21 protein-coding genes are annotated in these 25,915 nt (G+C 58.0%); 16 read left to right on the forward strand and 5 right to left on the reverse strand.

The features are described from left to right. The first annotated feature begins 112 nt into the window (after nt 1-112). The 9 genes from KW841_RS24435 to KW841_RS24475 all read left to right on the forward strand — a co-directional run bounded on the left by KW841_RS24435 (nt 113) and on the right by KW841_RS24475 (nt 12,307). Nucleotides 113-1,738 (forward strand): ABC transporter substrate-binding protein, encoded by a 1,626-nt coding sequence (locus tag KW841_RS24435; RefSeq protein WP_007973045.1) that lies wholly within the window; start codon nt 113-115, stop codon nt 1,736-1,738. Nucleotides 1,739-2,041: 303 nt separating this feature from the next. After that, a complete protein-coding gene (locus KW841_RS24440; RefSeq protein ID WP_218480102.1) occupies nt 2,042-3,643 on the forward strand; it encodes an ABC transporter substrate-binding protein in 1,602 nt (533 codons plus the stop codon). Nucleotides 3,644-3,816: 173 nt separating this feature from the next. Then, nucleotides 3,817-5,250 (forward strand): OprD family porin, encoded by a 1,434-nt coding sequence (locus tag KW841_RS24445; protein ID WP_218480103.1) that lies wholly within the window; start codon nt 3,817-3,819, stop codon nt 5,248-5,250. A 78-nt stretch (nt 5,251-5,328) separates the two neighbouring features. Then, nucleotides 5,329-6,924 (forward strand): ABC transporter substrate-binding protein, encoded by a 1,596-nt coding sequence (locus KW841_RS24450; RefSeq protein ID WP_218480104.1) that lies wholly within the window; start codon nt 5,329-5,331, stop codon nt 6,922-6,924. 73 nt (nt 6,925-6,997) lie between these two features. Further along, a complete protein-coding gene (locus KW841_RS24455) occupies nt 6,998-8,008 on the forward strand; it encodes an ABC transporter permease subunit (RefSeq protein WP_007973049.1) in 1,011 nt (336 codons plus the stop codon). A 10-nt stretch (nt 8,009-8,018) separates the two neighbouring features. Then, the gene (locus KW841_RS24460; RefSeq protein ID WP_007973050.1) at nt 8,019-8,930 is read left to right on the forward strand and encodes an ABC transporter permease subunit; all 912 of its coding nucleotides are present in this window, start codon (nt 8,019-8,021) and stop codon (nt 8,928-8,930) included. A gap of 10 nt (nt 8,931-8,940) precedes the next feature. After that, nucleotides 8,941-9,909 (forward strand): ABC transporter ATP-binding protein, encoded by a 969-nt coding sequence (locus KW841_RS24465; protein ID WP_007973051.1) that lies wholly within the window; start codon nt 8,941-8,943, stop codon nt 9,907-9,909. Beyond that, nucleotides 9,909-10,889, forward strand: coding sequence for a peptide ABC transporter ATP-binding protein (locus tag KW841_RS24470; RefSeq protein ID WP_015093469.1), 981 nt, complete (start codon nt 9,909-9,911; stop codon nt 10,887-10,889). The genes KW841_RS24465 and KW841_RS24470 overlap by 1 nt, the downstream gene beginning before the upstream one ends. Before the next feature lie 230 nt (nt 10,890-11,119). After that, the gene (locus KW841_RS24475; protein ID WP_218480105.1) at nt 11,120-12,307 is read left to right on the forward strand and encodes a hypothetical protein; all 1,188 of its coding nucleotides are present in this window, start codon (nt 11,120-11,122) and stop codon (nt 12,305-12,307) included. Between the two features lie 99 nt (nt 12,308-12,406). Here KW841_RS24475 and KW841_RS24480 read toward each other — a convergent pair whose 3' ends face one another. The 3 genes from KW841_RS24480 to KW841_RS24490 all read right to left on the reverse strand — a co-directional run bounded on the left by KW841_RS24480 (nt 12,407) and on the right by KW841_RS24490 (nt 15,846). After that, nucleotides 12,407-12,661, reverse strand: coding sequence for a hypothetical protein (locus KW841_RS24480; RefSeq protein WP_218480106.1), 255 nt, complete (start codon nt 12,659-12,661; stop codon nt 12,407-12,409). A gap of 146 nt (nt 12,662-12,807) precedes the next feature. Then, the gene (locus KW841_RS24485) at nt 12,808-14,043 is read right to left on the reverse strand and encodes an MFS transporter (RefSeq protein WP_218480107.1); all 1,236 of its coding nucleotides are present in this window, start codon (nt 14,041-14,043) and stop codon (nt 12,808-12,810) included. A gap of 219 nt (nt 14,044-14,262) precedes the next feature. Next, entirely contained in the window at nt 14,263-15,846 is a 1,584-nt protein-coding gene (locus KW841_RS24490) for a peptide chain release factor 3 (RefSeq protein WP_007973058.1), read from the reverse strand. A 407-nt stretch (nt 15,847-16,253) separates the two neighbouring features. Here KW841_RS24490 and KW841_RS24495 point away from each other — a divergent pair, with 407 nt between their 5' ends. The 7 genes from KW841_RS24495 (at nt 16,254) to KW841_RS24525 (ending at nt 24,328) form a co-directional block, all read left to right on the forward strand. Then, complete coding sequence (locus tag KW841_RS24495; protein WP_371319538.1) at nt 16,254-17,003, forward strand: ABC transporter permease; 750 nt, start codon at nt 16,254-16,256, stop codon at nt 17,001-17,003. A gap of 20 nt (nt 17,004-17,023) precedes the next feature. Further along, nucleotides 17,024-17,917, forward strand: a complete 894-nt coding sequence (locus tag KW841_RS24500) for a glycine betaine ABC transporter substrate-binding protein (RefSeq protein ID WP_218480108.1) — start codon at nt 17,024-17,026, stop codon at nt 17,915-17,917. 12 nt (nt 17,918-17,929) lie between these two features. Continuing rightward, nucleotides 17,930-18,583, forward strand: a complete 654-nt coding sequence (locus tag KW841_RS24505; protein WP_218480109.1) for an ABC transporter permease — start codon at nt 17,930-17,932, stop codon at nt 18,581-18,583. Then, nucleotides 18,580-19,737, forward strand: a complete 1,158-nt coding sequence (locus KW841_RS24510; RefSeq protein ID WP_218480110.1) for a betaine/proline/choline family ABC transporter ATP-binding protein — start codon at nt 18,580-18,582, stop codon at nt 19,735-19,737. Before KW841_RS24505 ends, KW841_RS24510 begins: the two co-directional genes overlap by 4 nt. A 920-nt stretch (nt 19,738-20,657) precedes the next feature. Beyond that, entirely contained in the window at nt 20,658-21,821 is a 1,164-nt protein-coding gene (locus KW841_RS24515) for a type III PLP-dependent enzyme (protein WP_015093460.1), read from the forward strand. A 255-nt stretch (nt 21,822-22,076) separates the two neighbouring features. Beyond that, nucleotides 22,077-23,255 (forward strand): alpha-xenorhabdolysin family binary toxin subunit A, encoded by a 1,179-nt coding sequence (locus KW841_RS24520; protein WP_218480111.1) that lies wholly within the window; start codon nt 22,077-22,079, stop codon nt 23,253-23,255. Nucleotides 23,256-23,314: 59 nt separating this feature from the next. After that, nucleotides 23,315-24,328 (forward strand): alpha-xenorhabdolysin family binary toxin subunit B, encoded by a 1,014-nt coding sequence (locus KW841_RS24525; protein WP_218480112.1) that lies wholly within the window; start codon nt 23,315-23,317, stop codon nt 24,326-24,328. Between the two features lie 101 nt (nt 24,329-24,429). Here KW841_RS24525 and KW841_RS24530 read toward each other — a convergent pair whose 3' ends face one another. Then, the gene (locus tag KW841_RS24530; RefSeq protein WP_218480113.1) at nt 24,430-25,200 is read right to left on the reverse strand and encodes a tetratricopeptide repeat protein; all 771 of its coding nucleotides are present in this window, start codon (nt 25,198-25,200) and stop codon (nt 24,430-24,432) included. Continuing rightward, nucleotides 25,201-25,881: a Fe2+-dependent dioxygenase gene (locus KW841_RS24535; protein WP_218480114.1), complete on the reverse strand. Its 681-nt coding sequence runs from the start codon at nt 25,879-25,881 to the stop codon at nt 25,201-25,203. Nucleotides 25,882-25,915: the final 34 nt, after the last annotated feature.

The following is a 25,915-nucleotide window of genomic DNA, read 5'->3' on the forward strand; positions in this document are numbered from 1 at the left end:
TTGTAGTCACTCTGGATCTTGCATTGGGTATGGCCCCTGCATAAGTATCCGCAGGCACGACTCACGAGGTCGTCCTCTAATTCCAAAAATGACAACAAATCATGAGGCCACCATGCTTAAACAAGCGGTCATTCCGTTTTTAGTCGGCGCCAGCCTGTTGGCTAGTGCACCGTTCGCTCAAGCTGCGACTAACCTGGTGTTCTGCTCCGAAGGGAGCCCGGCCGGTTTCGATCCAGGTCAATACACCACCGGAACCGACTTCGACGCCTCTGCAGAAACCATGTTCAACCGCCTCACCCAGTTCGAGCGCGGCGGCACCGCTGTCATTCCAGGTCTGGCGACCAGCTGGGACGTCTCCGATGACGGCCTGACCTACACCTTCCATCTGCGTGAAGGTGTGAAGTTCCACACGACCCCGTACTTCAAGCCGACTCGTGAGTTCAACGCCGACGACGTGCTGTTCACCTTCAATCGCATGATTAACAAGGATGACCCGTTCCGCAAAGCGTACCCGACCGAATTCCCGTACTTCACCGACATGGGGATGGACACCAACATCACCAAGATCGATAAAGTCGACGACAAAACTGTCAAGTTCACCCTCAAGGACGTTGATGCCGCGTTCATCCAGAACATGGCCATGAGCTTCGCCTCGATCCAGTCCGCCGAGTACGCTGCCCAGCTGCTCAAGGAAGGCAAGGCCGCCGACATCAACCAGAAACCGGTCGGCACCGGCCCGTTCGTGTTCAAGAGCTACCAGAAAGACTCCAACATCCGCTACACCGGGAACAAGGACTACTGGAAGCCTGACGACGTGAAGATCGACAACCTGATCTTCGCCATCACCACCGACCCTTCGGTACGTATCCAGAAGCTGAAGAAGAACGAGTGCCAGGTCACCCTGTTCCCTCGTCCGGCCGACCTGAAGGCGCTGAAAGAAGACAAGGACCTGAAACTGCCTGACCAGGCCGGTTTCAACCTGGGTTACATCGCCTACAACGTGATGCCCAAGGTCAAGGGTCAAACCGATGCCAACCCGCTGGCCGAGCTGAAGGTTCGCCAGGCATTGGACATGGCGGTCAACAAGCAACAGATCATCGACTCCGTGTACCAGGGCGCGGGCCAACTGGCCGTCAACGCCATGCCGCCGACCCAGTGGTCCTACGACACCACCATCAAGGATGCGCCGTACAACCCTGAGAAAGCCAAAGAGCTGCTCAAGGAAGCTGGCGTGAAAGATGGCACCGAAATCGTGCTCTGGGCGATGCCGGTACAGCGTCCATACAACCCGAACGCCAAACTGATGGCAGAAATGCTGCAGTCCGACTGGTCCAAGATCGGCCTCAAGGTCAAGATCCAGAGCTACGAGTGGGGCGAGTACATCAAGCGCTCCAAAGGTGGCGAGAACCAGGCGATGCTGATTGGCTGGAGCGGTGACAATGGTGATCCGGACAACTGGCTGAACGTGCTGTTCGGCTGCGACTCGCTGGAAGGCAACAACTTCTCCAAGTGGTGCGACAAGAAGTTCGACGACATCGTCAAGCAAGCCAAGCGCACTTCCGACCAGGCCAAGCGCACCGAACTGTACAAGCAGGCGCAACACGTCCTCAAAGATGCAGTCCCAATGACACCTATCGCTCACTCGACGGTGTTCCAACCTATGCGCGCCAACGTGCAGGACTTCAAGATCAGCCCATTTGGCTTGAACTCCTTCTACGGCGTCAGCGTCAGCAAATAAGGTTTTGCAACGGCGACGTTTCTGACGTCGCCGTTGCTTTATCTACCGAGCAAGCAGGAATTTGCCTACATCCAAATCCGCAGCTGACTACAGCATCGGGTGAGGACGCGTCGCCATTTCCTACGAGTCTTTAGGACTCTACGCATTTACTGCCGGACCCGTGGCTCATACCGTCGGGATCCGACCAGTACACGCGTGGGTCATCGGTTACTGCTGCGTGCATGGCTTGAAATCAGTGATGCCTCCACGTCTACGGACGGAGCGACGGCTCATTGACAACACTTTGAGAGAAAAGGGAGCGTTATGCGCCATACCTTGGTTTTATCCGCATTGCTGGGCACCGGCCTGTTGGCCGCCACCTCCATCAGCCAGGCCGCCAACAACAGCCTGGTGTTCTGCTCCGAGGGCAGCCCCGCCGGTTTCGACACGGCGCAGTACACCACTGCGACCGACAACGACGCCGCCGAACCGTTGTACAACCGGCTGGCAGAGTTTGAAAAAGGCGCGACCAACGTCGTACCGGGCCTGGCCACGAGCTGGGACATCTCCGAGGACGGCCTCAAATATACGTTTCACCTGCGCGAAGGAGTGAAGTTTCATACCACCAAATACTTCACGCCAACCCGCGACTTCAACGCCGACGACGTGCTGTTCACCTTCAATCGCATGCTCGATCCGCAACAACCATTTCGTAAGGCTTATCCGACAGAGTTTCCGTACTTCAACGGCATGAGTCTGAACAAGAACATCGCCAAGGTCGAAAAGACCGGGCCACTGACCGTGGTCTTTACGCTCAACAGCGTGGACGCCGCGTTCATCCAGAACATCGCCATGAGCTTCGCCGCCATCCTGTCGGCCGAATACGCCGACAAGCTATTGGCCGAAGGCAAGCCGAGCGACATCAACCAGAAGCCGGTCGGCACCGGGCCGTTCGTGTTCAAGAGCTATCAGAAAGACTCGAACATCCGCTACACCGGCAACAAGCATTACTGGGCTCCTGACCGGGTCAAGCTCGACAACCTGATTTTCGCCATCAACACCGACGCCTCGGTGCGCGTGCAGAAGCTCAAGGCCGGCGAGTGCCAGATCACCCTGCATCCGCGCCCTGCCGATGTGCCCGCACTGAAGAACGACACGGCCCTGCAACTGATCGAGAAGCCTGGCTTCAACCTCGGCTACATCGCCTACAACGTGCGCCACAAGCCGTTCGACCAGCTCGAAGTGCGCCAGGCGCTGGACATGGCGGTGAACAAACAGGGCATTCTCAACGCCGTTTACCAAGGTGCGGGGCAACTGGCGGTCAACGCCATGCCGCCGACCCAATGGTCCTACGACGACACGATCAAGGACGCCGCCTACAACCCGGAGAAAGCCAGGGAACTGCTCAAGGCTGCCGGCGTCAAGGAAGGCACTGAAATCACCCTCTGGGCCATGCCGGTCCAGCGACCGTACAACCCCAACGCCAAGTTGATGGCCGAAATGCTCCAGGCTGACTGGGCGAAGATCGGTCTCAAGGTCAAGATCGTCAGCTATGAGTGGGGCGAGTACATCAAGCGCACCAAAAATGGCGAGCACGACATCAGCCTGATCGGCTGGACCGGTGACAATGGGGATCCGGACAACTGGCTGGGCACGCTCTATAGCTGCGACGCCATTGGCGGCAACAACTATTCGATGTGGTGCGATCCGGCCTACGACAAGCTGATCAAGCAAGCCAAGGTCGTCACCGACCGTGACCAGCGCACCCTGCTCTACAAACAGGCGCAGCAGTACCTCAAGCAGCAGGTTCCGATCACGCCAGTCGCCCACTCAACGGTCAACCAGCCGCTGAGCGCCAAAATCGAAGGGTTCAAGGTGAGCCCGTTCGGCCGCAATGTGTTTTCGGGTGTCAGCATAGAAAAATAACCGATTAGCCAGAAATGCCGGGGGGCGGATTTTCCGCCCTCACGCAGACGCTTTGCCGTCTTTTGCCAATTTGGCCGATAGCAAACGTTTGCGATGCCATGAATGAGTTCTAAACCAATAGCCGGATCACAAAAAAAGACCGGTATAAAAAAAGAAAGTAAGGAGCTTTACCCATGAAACTGAGCAGCAGCGCGTTATTGGCCTTGGCCATAAGCAGCGTAACCGCCACGGCTTACGCAGAAACCCAAAGCCAGGCTTTCACCCCGGTTACCGTGAACGAGAAGAACGCCCAAAGCGAAGCTACCGGTTTTGTCGAAGGCCAGTCGATCACCGGCACCACGCGTAACTGGTACGCCAACGAGCAACTGAAACGTGGTGCAAAATTCAAATACAACGATCACGGCACGCTGACCAATACCGATCGTCGTATCAACTGGGTCCAGGGCACTATCGTCAAATACAACTCGGGCTTCACCGAAGGGACTGTCGGTTTCAGCACCGAAGTGGCGGCCTACAACGCCATCGCACTGGACCGGGACCGCAAAGACCTGGCCTCCGGCAACGGTGGCGCACCGGGCTCTCGTCCAAACGCGGGCAACAACCGTACCCTGACCAAAGAGGGCGGCGACGCTCAAGGCCAGTGGAGCAAAGTGGGCCTGGCCAACGTCAAGGCCCGTGTCTCCAACACCACCCTGACCGCCGGCCGCATGAACTTCAGCAGCCCGATGGTCGACGTGATCGGTAACCGCGCACTGCCTTCGAGTTTCGAAGGTGTGGCCATCCACAGCGAAGAGCTGAACAACCTGGCCTTCGACCTGGCCACCTTCGACCGCAACTCTCCGCGTACCGAAGAAAGCCAGCGCAAATTCCGCACCGAATACGCCAACGGCATCGTCGAGACCGATCACGTCTACACCGGCGGCCTGACCTACACCCCATTTGCCAGCCTGACCACCAGCCTCTGGGCGACCCAGGCTGAAGACATCTGGAACCAGTACTACTTCGGCGCTTCCCACGTACTGGGCGACAGCCAGGTACTGAGCCTGACCACCGGCCTGAACTACTACAAAACCCAGGACACCGGTAAGGCCCTGATCGGCACTATCGACAACGACACCTACTCCCTGTCGTTCGGCCTGACCCACCAGGCCCACACCCTGACCCTCTCGTACCAGGAAGTGAACGGCAACGAGTACTTCGACTACCTGCACGAAACCAACGGCATCTACCTGGCCAACTCCCTGCTGTCGGACTTCAACGGCCCGAACGAAAAATCGTTCCAGGTGGCCTACGGCCTGAACATGGCCGAATACGGCGTGCCAGGCCTGAAGTTCAACATCTACCAGGCGCGCGGCTGGGGTATCGACGGCACTCACTACACCGGCAACGGCGGCGTGCCTGGCAAGGGTTACGACGGCATCCAGTCCCAGGATGGCGAACACCACTATGAATACGGCATCGGCGCGACCTACGCCGTGCAGAGCGGCCCACTCAAGGCCACCACGATCCGCGGCACCTACACGGCTCACCGTGCCAGCGAAAACCAGGCTGACGGCAGCATCAACGAGTTCCGCCTCGTGACCACGGTTCCGTTCAACATCCTGTAATGCTCGCGCCTGACGGCTGATTCAATGACGAATCGGCCGTTCGGCTTTTGTCCTTTAACTGATTGCAGAGGGTTCTTGATGAAAATGCTTCCCCTACGTGCGGCCATCGCGGCTGCTTTGCTCTGTGTCGCTGTCGGCGCTTCGGCCAAGCCCCTGGTGGTTTGCACCGAAGCCAGCCCCGAAGGCTTCGACATGGTCCAGTACACCACTGCAGTCACCGCCGATGCCGTGGCCGAAACCATCTTCAATCGCCTGGCGGACTTCAAGCCCGGCACCACCGAGGTGATTCCGGCACTGGCCGACTCCTGGGACATCAGTGAAGACGGCCTGAGCTATACGTTCCATCTGCGCAAAGGCGTCAAGTTCCACACCACCGAATACTTCAAGCCGACCCGCGACATGAATGCCGACGACGTGGTCTGGAGCTTCCAGCGCCAGCTGGACCCGAATCATCCGTGGCACAAACTGTCGAGCGTGGGCTTCCCGTACTTTGAAAGCATGGGCTTCAAGGAACTGCTGAAAAGCGTCGAGAAAGTCGACGACAACACGGTCAAGTTCACCCTGACCCGTCGCGAAGCGCCGTTCCTGGCCGACATTGCCATGGCCTTCTCGTCGATCTACTCCGCCGAGTACGCCGATCAGTTGCTCAAGGCCAACAAGGCCGGCGACCTGAACAACAAGCCCGTCGGCACCGGCCCGTTCGTCTTCCAGCGCTACAACAAGGACGCCCAGGTTCGCTTCAAGGCCAACCCGGATTACTTCCGTGGCAAGCCACCGGCTGATGCGCTGATCCTGGCCATCGCCATCGACAACAACGTACGCCTGCAGAAGCTCAAGGCCAACGAGTGCCAGGTCGCGCTGTATCCGAAGCCGGATGACATCCCGAGCATCAAGAAAGACGACAAGCTGAAAATCGATGAACTGAATGCGATGACCGTCTCGTACGTCGCCATGAACACCACGCACAAGTACATGAGTGACGTGCGGGTGCGCAAAGCCATCGACATCGCCTTCGACAAAGAGGCGTACGTCAATGCGTTGTTCGGCAAGGGTAATGCAACCGCTGCGGTCAACCCGTACCCGGACACCCTGCTGGGCTACAACCACGACCTGAAGAACCCGGCCCGTGACCTGGACAAAGCGCGCGCCTTGCTCAAGGAAGCCGGCGTACCGGAAGGCACCACCTTCACCCTGTTCACCCGCAACGGTGGCGGTCCGACCAACCCGAACCCGATGCTCGGCGCGCAGATGATGCAAGCCGACCTGGCCAAGGTCGGGATCAAGATCGACATCCGCGTGATGGAATGGGGCGAAATGCTCAAACGCGCCAAAAACGGCGAGCACGACATGGTTTCCGCCGGATGGGCGGGCGATAACGGCGACCCGGATAACTTCCTGACGCCTATGCTCAGTTGTGAAGCGGCCAAGAACGGAGAAAACTACGCCCGCTGGTGCAATGACAAGTTCCAGGCGCTGATTGACCAGGCCCGGGAAAAAACCGATCCGGCCGAACGTGCAGCGCTCTACGAGCAGGCCCAGGTTATTTTTAACCAGGACCAGCCATGGATCAGCATGGCGCACACTAGAATGTTTACCGCAATGCGCAACAACGTAGAGGGCTATCACATTAGCCCCCTCACCACGAACAACTTCGCCACCACCCAGGTGAAGTAGATAAGAAAACTCCCGGCATTCCTGACGCAGGGATGCCGGGCACGCCTAACCGGCTGATGAGGTACACCTTACGATGTTTAGTTTTATTGCCCGCCGACTGGGGTTACTGATCCCCACGTTTTTCGGCATCACCTTGCTGACATTCGCGTTGATTCGCATGATCCCTGGCGACCCCGTGGAAGTCATGATGGGCGAACGCAGAGTCGACCCGGAAATGCACGCTCAGGCAATGGAACGCCTAGGTCTGAACAAACCCCTGTATGCCCAGTACCTGGATTACATCGGCAAACTGGCCCACGGCGACCTCGGAGAATCCCTGCGTACCCGTGAAAGCGTCTGGAACGAATTCACTTCCCTGTTCCCCGCGACCCTGGAGCTGTCCATGGCCGCCCTGTTGTTCGCCGGCATCCTGGGTCTTCTGGCCGGGGTGATCGCGGCACTCAAGCGAGGGTCCCTGTTCGACCATGGGGTGATGGGTGTCTCCCTGGCGGGATACTCGATGCCGATCTTCTGGTGGGGCCTGATCCTGATCATGTTCTTCTCGGTAAGCCTGGGCTGGACCCCGGTATCCGGACGGATCGACCTGCTCTACGACATCGAGCCACGCACCGGCTTCATGCTGATCGATACGCTGCTGGCCAACGAGCCGGACGCCTTCTTCGACGCCCTGCACCACCTGATCCTGCCGGCCATCGTGCTGGGCACCATCCCGCTGGCGGTGATCGCGCGGATGACCCGCTCCTCGATGCTCGAAGTACTGCGTGAAGACTATATCCGTACCGCCAAGGCCAAGGGCCTGTCGCCGTCGCGCGTGGTGTTCGTGCACGGTCTGCGTAACGCGCTGATTCCGGTACTGACCGTGGTCGGCCTGCAAGTCGGCACCCTGCTGGCCGGTGCAGTCCTGACCGAAACCATCTTCTCGTGGCCCGGCATCGGCAAATGGCTGATCGAAGCCATTGGCGCCCGAGACTATCCCGTCGTGCAAAACGGCATCCTGTTAATCGCCTGCCTGGTGATTCTGGTCAACTTCGTAGTGGACATCCTCTACGGCTTTGCCAACCCACGCATCCGTCATCAGCGCTGAGATCATGACCATGACCACTCCAATTCCATCGGTAGCAGTCGATCAAAGCCTGCTGTACCCGTCTCCGTACAAAGAATTCTGGCAAGCGTTCTCCAAGAACAAAGGCGCCGTCGCCGGCCTGATGTTCATGCTGCTGGTGATTTTCTGCGCCATCTTCGCCCCGTGGGTCGCCCCCCACAACCCGAGCGAGCAGTACCGTGATTTCCTGCTGACCCCGCCGGCCTGGCTGGAAGGTGGGCAACTGCAGTTCCTGCTCGGTACCGATGAACTGGGTCGCGACCTGCTGTCGCGCCTGATTACCGGCTCGCGCCTGTCGCTGCTTATCGGTTTGTCGTCGGTGGTGATGTCGCTGATCCCGGGGATCCTGCTGGGTCTGTTCGCCGGGTTCTTCCCGCGCGTGCTCGGCCCGACCATCATGCGCCTGATGGACATCATGCTGGCCCTGCCGTCCCTGCTGCTGGCCGTGGCGATCGTCGCCATCCTCGGCCCTGGCCTGATCAACACCGTGATCGCTATCGCCGTGGTATCCCTGCCGTCCTACGTTCGTCTGACCCGTGCTGCGGTGATGGGCGAACTGAACCGCGACTACGTGACCGCCGCGCGCCTGGCCGGTGCCGGCCTGCCGCGCCTGATGTTCGTCACCGTGCTGCCCAACTGCATGGCGCCGCTGATCGTTCAGGCCACCCTGAGCTTCTCTTCGGCGATCCTCGATGCCGCCGCACTGGGCTTCCTCGGCCTTGGCGTACAACCGCCAACCCCTGAGTGGGGCACCATGCTGGCTTCGGCCCGCGACTACATCGAACGCGCCTGGTGGGTGGTGAGCCTGCCTGGTTTGACCATTTTGCTCAGCGTGCTGGCAATCAACTTGATGGGTGACGGCCTGCGCGACGCGCTGGACCCGAAACTCAAGAACGCCGCCTGAGGAGATTCCCATGTCACTGTTAGAAATCAAGAATCTCAACGTTCGCTTCGGCGACAAGAACGCCACGCCAGTGGTCGACGGCCTCGACCTGAAAGTGGACAAGGGCGAAGTGCTGGCCATCGTTGGCGAGTCCGGTTCCGGCAAGTCCGTGACCATGATGGCGCTGATGGGCCTGATCGAGCACCCCGGCATCGTTACCGCCGACTCGCTCAGCTTTGACGGCAAGGACATGCTCAAGCTGAACAATCGCCAGCGGCGGCAGATTGTCGGTAAAGACCTGTCCATGGTCTTCCAGGATCCGATGACCGCGCTGAACCCGAGCTACACCGTGGGCTTCCAGATCGAGGAAGTGCTGCGCCTGCACCTGAAAATGTCCGGCAAGGCGGCCCGCAAGCGTGCGATCGAACTGCTGGAAAAAGTTGAAATCCCGGGCGCAGCCAGTCGTATGGACGCCTACCCGCATCAATTGTCCGGCGGTATGAGCCAGCGTGTCGCGATTGCCATGGCGATTGCCGGCGAACCGAAACTGCTGATCGCCGACGAACCGACCACGGCACTCGACGTGACGATTCAGGCGCAGATCATGGACCTGCTGCTGGCGCTGCAGAAAGAGCAGAACATGGGCCTGGTGCTGATCACCCACGACCTCGCGGTCGTGGCCGAAACCGCCCAGCGCGTGTGCGTGATGTACGCCGGCCAGGCGGTCGAAGTCGGTCAGGTGCCGCAACTGTTCGACATTCCGGCACACCCGTACAGCGAAGCGCTGCTCAAGGCGATTCCGGAACACAGCCTGGGTGCCTCGCGCCTGTCGACCCTGCCGGGCATCGTTCCCGGTCGCTACGACCGTCCGCAGGGTTGCCTGCTGTCGCCACGCTGCCCGTACGTGAAAGACAACTGCCGTCAACAACGTCCGGCCCTTGACCAGAAAAGCAACAGCCTCGCTCGCTGCTTCTACCCGCTGAACCAGGAGGTGGCGTAATGGCCGTCGTTCTTACCGCCCGCGACCTGACCCGTCACTACGAGGTGTCCCGAGGCCTGTTCAAGGGTCACGCCACCGTGCGCGCCCTCAACGGCGTGTCGTTCGAACTGGAAGCCGGCAAGACCCTCGCTGTCGTCGGTGAATCCGGTTGCGGCAAATCCACCCTGGCCCGCGCCCTGACCCTGATCGAAGAGCCGTCCTCAGGCTCCCTGAAAATCGCCGGCCAGGAAGTCGCCGGTGCCGACAAGGCTCAGCGCAAGCAACTGCGCAAAGACGTGCAGATGGTGTTCCAGAGCCCGTACGCCTCGTTGAACCCACGGCAGAAGGTCGGCGATCAGCTGGCCGAGCCGCTGTTGATCAACACCAACCTGAGTGCCGCGGAACGTCGCGAGAAAGTCCAGGCGATGATGAAGCAGGTGGGTTTGCGTCCCGAGCACTACCAGCGTTATCCGCACATGTTTTCCGGCGGTCAGCGCCAGCGGATCGCCCTGGCTCGCGCGATGATGCTGCAACCGAAAGTGCTGGTGGCAGACGAACCGACCTCGGCGCTGGACGTGTCGATTCAGGCACAGGTGCTCAACCTGTTCATGGATCTGCAGCAAGAGTTCAACACCGCCTACGTGTTCATCTCCCACAACCTGGCAGTGGTTCGCCACGTGGCCGACCATGTGATGGTGATGTACCTGGGCCGCCCGGTGGAAATGGGCACGAAAGAGGACATCTACTCCCGTCCCCTGCACCCCTACACCCAGGCCCTGTTGTCGGCGACGCCAGCCATCCACCCGGATCCGGACAAGCCGAAAATCAAGATCGTCGGCGAGTTGCCCAACCCGCTGAACCCGCCACCGGGCTGCGCCTTCCACAAGCGCTGCCCGTACGCGACCGAGCGCTGCAGTACTGAAGAGCCGGCCCTGCGCCTGCTCGACAACCGCCAGGTGGCTTGCCACTACGCCGAGCAATTCCTCGACGGCGCGGCATAAAAAAACGCCTCGGTCATTGGGGCGCGCTTGAATCAGGCAAACCCCTTCTCTTGCGATTGCGCATCAATCGACGGAGGAGGGGTTTTCTTTTGTTTGCACAAACGCACGGCCATTTCTGACAGTTACGCACGCCCAGCTGCTTTGTTTGAATCCTGTCGGAGAGTCATGTGTCACGTGACACAAGGCGTAGACCCGAAAACATTCAAACTACAGGGACAGGTGCAAGCATCATGGAAATTCAAGCAACAGACGAAAACGCTGGTCAACTAGACCCGGCATTTGGTGTTGTTGGCCAGATCCGGCCCAATTTTCTGGCCGGCTCGGTCAGGGCCGTTGTGTTATCGGGTGGAGGTGAACTGACCTACGCCACTCGGCAGGGAGAGGGTTTCACTGTGTACCGCACCGATTCTGACGGTATCAAGGACAAGGCGTTTGGCAATGACGGGAACACCGGTGAGTGGCAGTTCGTCAGCGGTAAAAAGGCAAGTCCGGCGCGTTTGCTACTGCAAGAGGATCGCAAGATCCTGGTAATCGGTGATACCCGAGAACCCGACGGTATTGGCCGGGCAGCACTGAGACGTTTTCATGCCAACGGCAGCCCTGACCTGGACTTCGGCAGTGTCGTCATTCCTGTAGCACAGCATGATTATTCCCAAGTGGCGTTGATCGACGGTTGCCTGCAGGGGGATGGAAAAGTGCTTGTGGCGTTCAGCTATTTCATCAGTGAGTCCGAAGGGTCACTGCTGGTTCGCCTGCACAGTAACGGCGAACTCGATACCGGTTTCGGCGATCGCGGTTTTCTCGAGATCGAAACCGCGGGCGATTTCATCCGGCTTTGCAGCGTTGTGATTCAAGAGGGAAAAATCGTTGTTGGCGGAACCACCACATCCGGTCAGCTCGTTCTTGCACGATTTGATCTGGAGGGGCGGGTCGATAGCCAATTTGGTGTCGATGGTTTTACTTTCCTGGCATCAACGGATGGCTCACTCAAAATGAGTCAACTCATCGCACAGGCTGATGGCAAGCTGGCATGTGCCGGCGGTCTCCAGGAGAGCATGGGCATGGCGATGAGGTTTACCGCAGACGGTCACCCCGATAAGGAGTGGAATGGCGGGCTTCCTGTATTCACCAACACCGGTCCTGAAACCTTCTGGCGATCCCTGGCCCAGCAGCCGGACGGCAAGATTGTCGTGGTTGGTTACAACCGGGCACTCCATATCATCGCTGGCAGGTTGTTGCCCAATGGAGACTATGACACCCAATTCGGAGGGACTGGGGCCGGGTGGGTTTCTTTTGGTCCGTCAGGAGGATTGCCGTGGGATGTGAAGGTCCAGGGCGGTGCTCGCATTATCGTTGGCGGCGAGGCTTTCATTGAAGCAGGGAATCGCGGCCCGGTAGTCTACGGGCTCCGGGCCTGATCCCGTTCTCGACGGCGCGGCATAAAACAGTGGGAGCGGGCTTGCTCCCACAGGGTTGGAGTTGTAACCCAACCCCTTCTACCGCTCGCCATCGAGCGATTACGTCTGGCTATCACCCTCTTCTTCATCGGAGTCCGGCTCGTCGGTGGTCTCATCATCGTCGTTGTCAGCACCACCCTGCCCCAGATCTCCCGGTTCCGATTCGGATTTGGCGAGCATCAACCCCGCGTATCCCGCTTGCCCGCTCGAAGCCTGTTCCCCGTGATCGATGCACTCGGCCCACGCCGTCGACGTCCCGAGCGATAGCATCACCAACACCTTCAACAGCAGTAAAACGCGAAACAACCTGTTCATAGCCGATTCCTTCCTTTCGTGGAGTGCCTGTCTGGCGCTGAGTGAAATCTAGTTCCGATCAGCCGGGTTCTCCAGATTGGACGCTGACGAGCGAGCAGAAATGCGCTCGGTAGAAAGACTGGTTTCAAATAAACCCAATAGCCGGATCAACTAAGCGAAATAGTTCGGCTAGGCTGCCCCTCCAGCTTGTCTGGAGCGCGAGGGCGGGTAGCCTGATAAATCATGGGTATGGACAGCAGCGCCAATACCGCACTGACCAGCCACACACTGTGCCCGCCAAAATGACCGTACAACTGACCGCCAAGCATCGGCGACAACAGTGCACTTGCACTCCAGCTCATGAAAAACACGCCAAAGTACTGTCCGCTTTTTCCACGTTGCGCATGCTGCATGACCAGCGCATTCAGTGGCGGCATGAACAGCGCCTCGCCCAATGTCCAGACCACCGTCGACAGACAGGCATAGAACAGCCCGGAACCCAAAGGCAACATACCGAGCCCACAGGCCAGCAACAGACTGCCCGCCACCAGTTGGCGACGCGTGCCCCAGCGTTCGCCCCAATGGGTCAACGGAATCTGTAACGACACCACCAATACGGCATTCAATGCGAACTGCCAGCCGATCGCTTCGGTGCTCAGGCGATAGTAATCACGCAGATAGTTACCCAGCGTGCTGTAGACCGTGTCGAATGCCATCCCGAGCAGGACCGTCGTCGCCAATAACCAGAGAAAGGGTTTGTCGCGATACGGCACGCATGAGCCTGAACCGGTATCAGGTTTCTCGTCAGGCACCAGCACCGCTCGGCGCCATGTCGTGCGGACAAACCAGAGCAAGGCCAACAGGGTCATGGCTGCGCTGGCGAAGAACACCCAGCGAAAATCGGTCTGCGCCAAAACACCGCCCGCCACCCCGGCAGCGGCCATTCCGAGGTTCCGGGCTACCCGGCTCAAGGCCTGTGCCCGGGAACGCTGCGCAACCTCGCAATACTCCATGATCAGCCGCTGATGCAGCGTACGGATCGCCCCGTCGACGGCCCCGCTGAGCAACAGCAGCCCGGCCAGCAACGGCACGTGCGTGACCAGCCCGAGCAGGATCAGCACCCACATCGACACAAAGAACAGCGCCACGGTGAGCCGTGCCGTGCGCACATGGTCACTGAGCAAACCACCGAGCATCGAGCCGACCAGCAATCCAGCGCCGTATGCCGACAGCAGCCAGCCAACGGTTTCAATAGCCAGCCCCAGTTCCTGACGCAGGTACAGCGCCATGAACAACTTGACCATGCTGCTCAGTCGATTGATGAACAACAGCGCCGCGAGCACCCAGGCCATCACGCTGAAATAGCCGTCCAGCCTCAGCCGATGAGTCAGCCGATGCGTCATTCCCTTGATCATCAAGATGGCCGCTGTTTGCGAAATGTGTCTTGAACACTAAACGCCAACGACTGACTTGTCGCGGGCAAATCTCCCACACGGGGCAAAAGCAGAGGCAGGCTACAAACGCAAAGGAAAAGACCTACACAATCGCCTCCAGCGCAAAATCAATCCAAAAAAAAAGCCCACTGTTTTCACAGCGGGCTTTCGGGTGTCGCCATTGAGCGCTTAGTGATGCTCGCGGGTCGCACGGAATTTCACGTCCGGCCAGCGCTCTTCCATCAGTGCCAGGTTGACCCGCGTTGGCGCGAGGTAGGTCAGGTGACCGCCGCCGTCCAGTGCCAGGTTTTCCACAGCCTTGTTGGAGAATTCCTCAAGCTTCTTCTTGTCGCTGCATTCGATCCAGCGCGCGGAATAAACAGTGATCGGCTCGTAGGAGCACTCGACCTTGTATTCCTCTTTCAAACGGCTGGCGACCACATCGAACTGCAGCACACCGACGGCGCCGAGGATGATGTCGTTACTGCGTTCCGGGAAGAACACCTGGGTCGCGCCCTCTTCGGCCAACTGCTGCAAGCCCTGGCGCAGTTGCTTGGATTTCAGCGGATCCTTCAGGCGCACGCGGCGGAACAGTTCCGGAGCGAAGTGCGGGATGCCGGTGAAGCCCAGGACTTCGCCTTCGCTGAAGGTGTCGCCGATCTGGATGGTGCCGTGGTTGTGCAGGCCGATGATGTCGCCGGCAAACGCCTCTTCCAGCTGCTCACGCTCGGAGGAGAAGAAGGTCAGCGCATCGCCGATCCGCACGTCCTTGCCGGTGCGCACATGGCGCATCTTCATGCCTTTTTCGTACTTGCCGGAGCAGATACGCATGAAGGCGATGCGGTCGCGGTGTTTCGGGTCCATGTTCGCCTGGATCTTGAAGATGAAGCCCGAGAACTTCTCTTCCACCGGCTCCACGGTGCGCTCGTTGGCCACCCGGGCCAGCGGGCGCGGAGCCCAATCAACCACGGCGTCGAGGACATGGTCGACACCGAAGTTGCCCAACGCCGTACCGAAGAACACCGGGGTCAACTGGCCGTCGAGGAATTCCTGCTGGTTGAACTCGTGGCAGGCGCCCTGCACCAGTTCAAGCTGTTCGAGGAAACGTTCGTACTCGTCGCCCAGGTGCGCACGCGCCTCGTCGGAGTCGAGCTTCTCGATGATCTTGGTTTCGGTACGCTCATGGCCGTGACCGGCTGTGTACACGATGATGTAGTCGTCGGCGAGGTGATACACGCCTTTGAAGTCACGGTAGCAACCGATCGGCCAGGTGATCGGCGCAGCCTTGATCTTGAGGACGGCTTCGATTTCGTCGAGCAGTTCGATCGGGTCGCGGATGTCACGGTCGAGTTTGTTGATGAAGCTGACGATCGGCGTGTCACGCAGACGGCAGACGTCCATCAGGGCGATGGTCCGTGGCTCTACACCTTTACCGCCGTCGAGGACCATCAAGGCCGAGTCCACCGCCGTCAGGGTGCGGTAGGTATCTTCGGAGAAGTCTTCGTGGCCCGGGGTGTCGAGCAGGTTGATCATGTGCTCGCGGTACGGGAACTGCATGACCGACGTGGTAATGGAAATACCACGCTGCTTTTCCATTTCCATCCAGTCGGAGGTGGCATGGCGGTCGGATTTACGAGATTTCACCGTACCGGCTACCGCGATCGCCTTGCCCATCAGCAAGAGCTTCTCGGTGATGGTGGTCTTACCGGCATCGGGGTGGGAAATAATGGCGAAAGTGCGGCGTTTCGCGACTTCGGCGGCCTGTTTGGTCATGGGAAATCGCCTGGCAGGTGATTCAAAAAAGGGCGCAGATTATAGCCCAAGTTGAGTCAATAACCGAACCGTTGAGCACATCAGGGGTGGCCAAATGCTGCCTTAGATGGGAACCTTTTAAAGCACGGAGACGTCCACTCCCCCGTAACGACCACTCGTCGGGGGCCTGAAACACCCGCATTTCAGCCTGACGAGGCTGTGCTCATGGCTCGATTGCTCTGCGCCAATCCCCTGTAGGAGCGAGCCCGCTCGCGATGGACTTCAACGATAACGCTGGGTACCTGAATGTACGCGTTGTCTGGACGTTTTTCGCAAGCAAGCTCGCTCCTGCAGTGGAACGCGCTCGGCATGAGCTGCTTCTCGCGATCATTTTTTTCGGCAGCCAAGCAAGGCATTACCACACGAAAATGTGTTCGCCGACTGAAAAAAGGAGTCCGCCTGTGGCTATCCGCTATGGCAAAGGGCTGATGGGAGGCGCGTTGGTAATCGCCCTTCTGGCCCTGCTGATCCAATGGATCGGCATCAACACGATCGAACACTACCGCGACGATTTGCTGTTTTACCTGCAAGCTCATCTGATTCTCGTCCTCGCTTCCATGCTGGCCGCCCTTGTCGTGGGTCTCCCCGCCGGCATCTTGCTCAGCCGCCCGTCCATGGTCGGTCGTGCTGAACGCTTCATGCAGTTCTTCAACATCGGCAACACCGTTCCGCCCCTGGCCGTCCTGGCCATTGCCCTGGGCATCCTCGGCATCGGCAGCGGTCCCGCCATCCTCGCCCTGTTCCTCGCCTCCTTGCTGCCCATCGTGCGCAACACTTATGAGGGACTGAAAAACGTTCAGGGCTCGCTCAAGGAAGCCGCCGTCGGCATCGGCATGACCCCGCGCCAGGTGCTGTGCAAAGTCGAGCTGCCGAATGCCGTGCCGATCATCATCGGTGGCGTGCGCGTGGCGTTGGCGATCAACGTCGGGACGGCGCCGCTGGCGTTCCTGATCGGCGCCAACAGTCTTGGCAGCCTGATATTCCCCGGCATTGCCCTGAACAATCAGCCGCAGTTGCTGCTCGGTGCCGCATGCACCGCGTTGCTGGCCCTGCTGCTGGACGGCATGGTCACACTGGGCAGTCGCCTCTGGCTCGAACGCGGCCTGCGCCCGTCTTAAGCCTCGGTAAAGGAACTCTCATGAAAACAACAAGCTTTTTACTAGGCTGCGTTCTGCTGTGCGCAGGATTTGCCCAAGCTGCGGAAAAACCCTTGATCCGCATCGGCGCCCGGGTGTTCACCGAACAGACCCTGCTGGCGGAAATCACCGCGCAATACCTGCGCACCAAGGGTTACGACGTGCAAGTGACCGGAGGTCTCGGCAGCAACCTCGCCCGCAGCGCCCACGAAAGCGGTCAACTGGACATGCTCTGGGAATACACCGGTGTGTCGCTGGTGGCCTACAACCATGTCACCGAAAAACTCGACAGCGAACAGTCCTACGCGCGGGTGAAAGAACTCGACGCACAAAAAGGCCTGGTCTGGCTCACGCCGTCGAAATTCAGCAACACCTATGCCCTTGCCCTGCCGAAAAACGTCGCTGACCAATACCCGCAGATCAACACCATCAGTGAGCTGAATAAGGTGCTGCACAAGGAGGCCAAGACCAACAATCTGGTGGCGCTGGATACCGAGTTCGCCAACCGATCGGACGGACTCGCAGGCATGGTGCAGCTGTACGACATTAACCTGACTCGCAACAACATACGGCAGATGGACGCCGGCCTCGTCTACACCGCGCTGCGCAATGGCCAGGTGTTTGCCGGCCTGGTCTACACCACCGATGGTCGCCTCAATGCCTTCAAGCTGAAATTGCTGGAGGACGACAAGCACTACTTCCCCGACTACACCGCCGCGCCCGTGGTGCGTCAAGCCTACCTCGATGCGCACCCGCAACTGGCCGCACAGCTCAAGCCACTGGCGGAACTGTTCGACGACAACACCATGCGCGAGCTCAACGCGCGGGTGGATGTCGATCACCAGAGTCCTTCAGCCGTGGCCGCCGATTTCCTGCGCCAGCATCCATTGAACTGAGAAGGAGAAGTCATGGAATTCTTGAACGCCTTTTCCCATCTCGACTGGCAACAGGTGATGCATCTGACCGGGCAACACATCACGCTGGTCGGCATCGCCGTGACCCTGGCGATTCTGGTCGGCGTGCCTTTGGGCATCTTGATGACGCGTTTCCCGAGCCTCGCCGGGCCTTTGCAGGCCAGTGCAACGGTGCTGCTGACAGTGCCGTCGATTGCCCTGTTCGGCCTGTTGCTGCCGTTCTACTCCAGATTCGGCCAGGGCCTCGGCCCGATGCCGGCGATCACCGCAGTGTTTCTCTATTCACTGCTGCCGATCATGCGTAACACCTACCTGGCCCTGACCAGCATCGAACCGGGCATCCGCGAAGCGGCGCGCGGCATCGGCATGACGTTCGGCCAGCGCCTGCGCATGGTTGAGCTGCCCATCGCCGTGCCGGTGATCCTTGCCGGCGTACGCACCGCCGTGGTCATGAACATCGGCGTCATGACCATCGCCGCCACCATCGGTGCCGGTGGCCTCGGTGTACTCATCCTCGCTTCCATCAGCCGCAGCGACATGTCGATGCTGATCGTCGGCGCCGTGCTGGTCAGTGTGCTGGCGATCATCGCCGACCTGATCCTGCAAGTACTGCAACGCTCGCTGACTCCAAAAGGACTGCTCAAATGATCGAACTTCAAAACCTCAGCAAGACCTTCCAAAGCAACGGCAAGGACGTGAAAGCCGTGGACTCGGTGAGCCTGACCGTCAATGAAGGCGAAATCTGCGTATTTCTCGGGCCATCGGGTTGCGGCAAAAGCACCACGCTGAAGATGATCAACCGCCTGATCAATCCCACCTCGGGCAAGATCCTGATCAACGGCGAAGACACCACCGGCCTCGACGAAGTGACGCTGCGCCGCAACATCGGCTACGTCATCCAGCAGATCGGCCTGTTCCCGAACATGACCATCGAAGAAAACATCGTGGTCGTGCCGAAACTGCTCGGTTGGGACAAACAGAAATGCCACGACCGCGCCCGCGAGTTGATGAGCATGATCAAGCTCGAACCCAAGCAGTACTTGCATCGCTATCCACGGGAGTTGTCCGGTGGCCAGCAACAACGGATCGGCGTGATTCGCGCCCTGGCGGCAGATGCGCCCTTGTTGTTGATGGACGAACCGTTCGGCGCGGTCGACCCGATCAACCGCGAGATGATCCAGAATGAATTCTTCGAGATGCAGCGGGCGCTGAACAAGACCGTGATCATGGTCAGCCATGACATCGACGAGGCGATCAAGCTCGGCGACAAGATCGCGATCTTCCGCGCCGGCAAGCTATTGCAAATCGATCACCCGGACACCTTGCTCGCCCACCCGGCGGATGAGTTTGTCAGCAACTTCGTCGGCCAGGACAGCACGCTGAAACGCCTGCTGCTGGTGAAAGCCGAAGACGCAGCGGACAACGCACCCTCCGTCAGCCCGCAAACCCCGGTGGCCGAGGCGCTGGAATTGATGGACGAACATGACCGTCGCTACGTGGTGGTGACCTGCACAGAGAACAAGGCCCTGGGTTACGTAAGACGTCGCGACTTGCACCGTCAGACCGGCACCTGCGCGCAGTACCAGCGTGAGTTCAACGCCACGGCGGCGTACGACGAGCATTTACGCATCCTGCTGTCGCGCATGTACGAGTTCAACCGGTCGTGGTTGCCGGTGATGAATGCCGAGCGGGTGTTTTTAGGTGAAGTGACGCAGGAGTCGATTGCGGCCTACCTGAGTTCGGGGCGTTCGCGGGGGATGAAAACCAATATCGTCTCGCCGGCCGAGGCAGTAGTCGCCTGACAGCTTGCTCGGTAAAAATACAAAACCTGTGGGAGCGAGCTTGCTCGCGATGGCATTTTCAAAGCCAACATCGTAGTTGACTGACATAACGCTATCGCGAGCAAGCTCGCTCCCACAGTTCTTGTGCAATTTTTCAGGGATTCGCAGACCGGAAAAAAATATCAACAGCATCGGATGCAAAAGCTATCCGAACATACCTTTTGAAATAGCCAAATCTCCCCTCAGCCCACCTTCTCGCTGCCAACGTCGCCGATGTTGACGCCATCACACTTACCTATGAATTGGCTCACAACAGCATCGAACGTGCAGGTATTTTTAACACTTCGCAATTCTTGGGGAACATCCGACTGTCATCTGAGTCGGTTACAAAGAGTGATGTCCGCAACGCGCGTCAGAAGAGTGCAAAAACGCGACATTTTTTGTTGATCTCAAGCCCCTCACGCCCTAAAGTTCGCGCCGAACGTCCATGCTGGAAACGATCCATCCGGCTCAAGTACTGACGACGAGACAGCAAGGCCAAGGGAAAGCTGCACTTCCCATGGCCTTTTTGCTTTCGGCGACATGCCTTGGGAAGTAGGCGAACCAAAGTGGGGATACGGAGGACGTTCAGGAGGGTGTGTCATCAATGAATTCACGAGTGCGCCGGAGACTGCTTTTGCGCAGGGCAAGGCGCGAGGACCGCAGTTTGGTTGTTCCAAATGAGGGACGAGCAACGCAGCCCTGCGCAAAAGCAGGCCCGGCCCTTCGGGTTGTGCCTGAGCGCGCGCCATGCTGCGTTGCAGGCCTTGCGAAGGGAATGACCATTAGCGGCGGCCTGCGCCTTGCCTGGCACGCGCTCAGGCGCAACGCACTCGAGAATTCATTGATGACACACCCTCGCACCCATTGATAATTTTAGTTTGCCAGTAGGAGTTCCCAGCATGTCGATCCAGGTCGAAGACTATTTCGCGCGTGAAACCTTTCAGAAAATGAAGGCGTTCGCCGACAAACAGGAAACCCCGTTCGTGGTGATCGACACCGCGATGATCGCCCAGGCCTACGACGACCTGCGCGCCGGTTTCGAATTCGCCAAGGTCTACTACGCGGTCAAGGCCAACCCGGCCGTCGAAATCATTGACCTGCTCAAAGAGAAAGGCTCGAGCTTCGACATCGCCTCGATCTACGAGCTGGACAAAGTGCTGGGCCGTGGCGTCAGCGCCGAGCACATCAGCTACGGCAACACCATCAAGAAATCCAAGGACATCCGCTACTTCTACGACAAGGGCGTGCGCCTGTTCGCCACCGACTCCGAAGCCGACCTGCGCAACATCGCCAAGGCCGCACCGGGTTCGAAAGTCTACGTGCGTATCCTGACCGAAGGCTCGACCACCGCCGACTGGCCGTTGTCGCGCAAATTCGGCTGCCAGACCGACATGGCCATGGACCTGTTGATCCTCGCTCGCGACCTGGGCCTGGTGCCTTACGGCATTTCGTTCCACGTCGGCTCGCAGCAGCGCGACATCAGCGTCTGGGACGCAGCGATCGCCAAGGTCAAAGTGATCTTCGAACGCCTGAAAGAAGAAGACGGCATCCACCTGAAGCTGATCAACATGGGCGGCGGCTTCCCGGCCAACTACATCACCCGCACCAACAGCCTGGAAACCTACGCGGAAGAAATCATCCGCTTCCTCAAGGAAGACTTCGGTGATGATCTGCCGGAAATCATCCTGGAACCGGGCCGTTCGCTGATCGCCAACGCCGGCATCCTGGTCAGCGAAGTGGTGCTGGTCGCACGCAAATCCCGCACCGCGGTAGAGCGTTGGGTGTACACGGACGTGGGCAAGTTCTCCGGCCTGATCGAAACCATGGACGAAGCCATCAAGTTCCCGATCTGGACCGAGAAAAAGGGCGAGATGGAAGAAGTGGTCATCGCCGGCCCTACCTGCGACAGCGCCGACATCATGTACGAAAACTACAAATACGGCCTGCCGCTGAACCTGGCCATCGGTGATCGCCTGTACTGGCTGTCGACCGGTGCGTACACCACCAGTTACAGCGCTGTCGAGTTCAATGGTTTCCCGCCGCTGAAGTCGTTCTACGTGTAAATCCCGCCCGTTATATAAAAAAGGCCTGTGAGTAATCACAGGCCTTTTTTTATTTTCACCGCAGCACCAACTCTCAACACATTAAGTTTCGATATCGGAACATCGAACCTTATCCAGCAGAAACAGTAAATCGCCATTTTTCCTCCACCATCAGACACACACTGAAACTCTTCACAACTTAACTTTAACCACAGCCACCATTACTTTTCAGTGACGACAACACCCCCATAACGCAATAACATAAAAGGGATTTTCATGTTAGCCACTGAAGAACAGGTCATTACCGCAGAACAACTCAATTCATTGACATCGGATTTCATGGGGGCCGTTTCCGGCACGCTCGAGGGTGTCGAGCGTGAAAAAGGATTATTGGTCACAAATGACGATATCAGAAAAATCAAACGCTACGTCAATGCCGGGCTTAAACTCCCTATCGAAATCAATGAAATAGAACAGATATACAAGTTCGATCAAGTGAGTATTACGGGACTCACATCTGCCGATATGCAAGTCCTGTTCCTGCCCATGAGAAGCCATGCGGCCTCTTGGTCACCACTGGAGTCCAACATGAAGAAAGTCGGCTCGGACCTTCATGTGTTTGCCGACAATTTCACTTCAAATAGCCAATCCATTATTAAGTATCTGGAGAGCCTTCCCAGTTACATTAGCGGAACCGGAAAAGTCGGCGACCTGAGTCCGGAGGAAATCGACAATCTTCCGGAAATCCAATTGACTGAAGGTGAAAAGAAAAAAATCCCGGCACTACTGGAGCTGGTTGAAGAGCTTAAAACCGTTATTACCGAACACAGCGCAAGCACAAAGACCACCAAAGACCAGATCAGCGAATTCAAATTGCAAATCGATGCACTGAAGTCGAAACTGGGTTTAAAAGTAACCCTGTGCAACAGCCATAACTTCAATGAAAAAATAAAAGAACTCAATGATGATCTGAAACTTCACAATGACCGTATCGACCAAAAACTCGCAGAAATCGGAGAATATTCCAAAAACAAATGGTGGGGCGTTATCGGTGGCGTATTTGGCTTTCTCGTTTCTTCTACAATATATGGAGCCAAGGCCAACAAGGCCCGTAACGAACTGGAGCAGCTAACAACCAAACGACGCGAAATCGAATCAGAGATCGCAACCACCAATACGGTCCTCGCGTCGTTGCTGGCATTCGAAACCAGCCTCCAGGACCTGCACCTCAGGATTGAAGATGCTGCTGGCAGTTCATCGAACCTCGAAAGCCTCTGGCAGTTGATACAGACTTACGTCGAATCCTCCAGCAAAAAACTGGTTGACGTTACCAATGCCATGTACTTGGTAACTTTTGCCACCAAACTAATCACGATGATGGATAACTGGTCAGCGATAAAAAAACAGGCGGGCGATTTACTGACTGCTTTCAACAATGCCACAAGCGACTCCTGACATCCCGGCTTGCGCTCCCATGCCAAACCCGAAATTGATTCTTTAAAAACGGAAAAATCATGACCCTACATACTCTTGGCTCGCAATTTCAATACCCCTCTCCCGACATGAAAAAAATCAAGCAAAACAGGGATGAGATCTACTATAAAATCCGCACATTGAGCACTGTCTATCTACCGGTACTCGGGGAGCAATTGGCATCGTTAGAGGAGGAATTGAAAGCCATCGACAAGCAAGCACTAAGCACCCTGACTCTGCTGCCTAACGCATTACCCATTGGCGAAATTCAACGTTTTCACACCATCATCGAGAAGATGAAACTCGAGCCCTCCACCCCCGAGCAACAGGAGGCCATAGACAGTTTTTACGAAGAGATAAATTCGTCAATTAAAATCGGCACGTCCGAAGCCTTAAAACACTCAACAACGCTGAACAACAATCTGGCGAACTTCAAAGCAGTAACCCTCAGCGACAATCAATACCGCATCAAGGAACTGGAAGATTCCATCGCCAACATCAGCCCGCATATAGCAGAACTGGAAAGCGACATTGAGAAACTGACAACTGACGAATCAGAGCTGAACGGTGCCATTAAACTCATTGAAGCAACGGACACCTTCTCACTGATCAAGGAGCTGTTTCTCACGGCGGAAAAACTTGCAGGGCTTAACCTCTCCGCGCCTCAAGTTGAACTCGTCAAGACTGGCATCACCACCGCTGGCAAGATTCTCAACTTAATCAGTGACAGAATCAAATATGATCACCTGATTGAAGCCCGGCGCCAGATTCAGGCGCGCCTTGATGACCGCCGTCGAAACCTGGTCAGTATCAAACAAGATGTAAAGATCTTGCAGGACCGAAAAGATCAGTTGGTGGAATTCCAGTCCGTGCAAACCCCGAGAGAGGCTTACACGAATGAGATAAGCACCCTCGCCGACGCCATTGATAAATTCCTGGAGATTAATGAACATGACGCTACCGACGATTTCAGTTCGGTTGTTAAACGATTCATTGAACAGTCGAACATCTTCATCAAACACTTGAAGAACCTTCGTCAGGAATGGAGAAGCTAAACCGGGCCCGTTCCACCTGGAAGTAGCATCCTGATCAGCGCGAGCGAAGGCGCCCACAACGCCATTTCGCTCGCCCCGATGACTGCTGCAGTTCTCGGTACCTAGGCTACCTGTGCCTGATTGTGCAATTGCTCGGCACGCTGCTGAAAGCGCGAGGCCAATGCCTGCAGATCGGGGTGGGGAGCCTGCAGCAGTGCCTGGCTGCTCACCCGCAGGAAGTTCAGGCTGCCAGCCTCCAACGCCCGGTGAAGCCATACCAAGGCCTCTTCGACTTTCCCGTCCTGCGCCAGAACCGCCGCATAACTGAACTGCCCGCGAAAATCCCCGCCCTCTGCAGAACGTCTATACCACTCGAAAGCGGCATCCGGGTCGGCCCGGCAAAATCTGCCCTCTTCCAGATAGCGCCCCAGCAGGTTCATCGACTTCGCATGGCCGAGGTCCGTCGCACGCCGGTACCAGCCCAGCGCCAGTGCCTGATCTTCGGCCACACCGCGCCCGGTGGCCAACAGATTGGCGAGGTTGTACATCGCCCAATCCAGCCCACCCTGCGCTGCAATCCGGTAATGCCGCGCCGCAATCGAGGCGTCGGCAACACAACCCCAACCATGTTCATGACAACGGCCGAGCATATTGCGTGACATCAGGTGCCCCTGGCGCGCGGCGATGCCAAACCAGCGCAACGCCAGCGGCTGGTCCTGCGCGATTCCCTGGCCGTCGAGCAGAATCTGCCCGAGCAAGGCCTGGGCCTCGACTTCACCTTCACGTGCGGCGATCAGGATGGCCTGAGCGGCGCGGGCCGGACTTTCGTCAAGCATGGAGCGCAAGCGCTCGCCGTCGAGCATTTCCTCGCGGCGCAAACGAAAATCCGCCACTTACACCTCGACCCAGCGACGCAACAGATTGTGATAGGTGCCGGTCAGGCGGATCAGCGATGGATGATCAGGGACATCACGGGTCAGTTGCTGGATGGCCCCGTCCATCTCGAACAACAGGGCGCGCTGACTGTCTTCGCGCACCAGGCTTTGCGTCCAGAAAAACGAGGCGAGTCGCGCTCCGCGTGTCACCGCGTTGACCTTGTGCAGGCTGGTGCCGGGGTACAGCACCATGTCGCCGGCGGGCAGTTTCACTCGCTGGGTGCCGAAGGTGTCCTGGATTTCCAGCTCGCCGCCGTCGTAATCCTCTGGCTCGCTGAAGAACAGCGTGGCGGACAAATCCGTACGTACCCGCTCCATGCTGCCTTTGGGCTGACGCACCGCGTTGTCGATATGGAAATCGAAACTGCCACCGGCGGTGTAACAGTTCACCAACGGAGGAAAGACTTTGTGCGGTAGTGCAGCCGACATGAACAGCGGATTCTTCCACAGCCGCTCCAGCATCGCTGCGCCGATCTCCTTGGCCAGCGGATGCCCTTCAGGCAGTTGCAAATTGTGCTTGGCCTTGGCCGACTGGAAGCCGGCGGTGATCTTGCCATCGGCCCAATCGGCCTGTTCCAGAGCCTCGCGAATGCGCTGCACCTCGTCTTTCTCGAACAGGCCTGGAATGTGCAGCAGCATGACAAGACACCTGAATACAAAGGGGGTTCCAATG

The sequence above is a fragment of the Pseudomonas sp. PDM28 genome (assembly GCF_019219115.1).
GTDB classification, from domain to species: Bacteria; Pseudomonadota; Gammaproteobacteria; order Pseudomonadales; family Pseudomonadaceae; genus Aquipseudomonas; species Aquipseudomonas laurylsulfatiphila.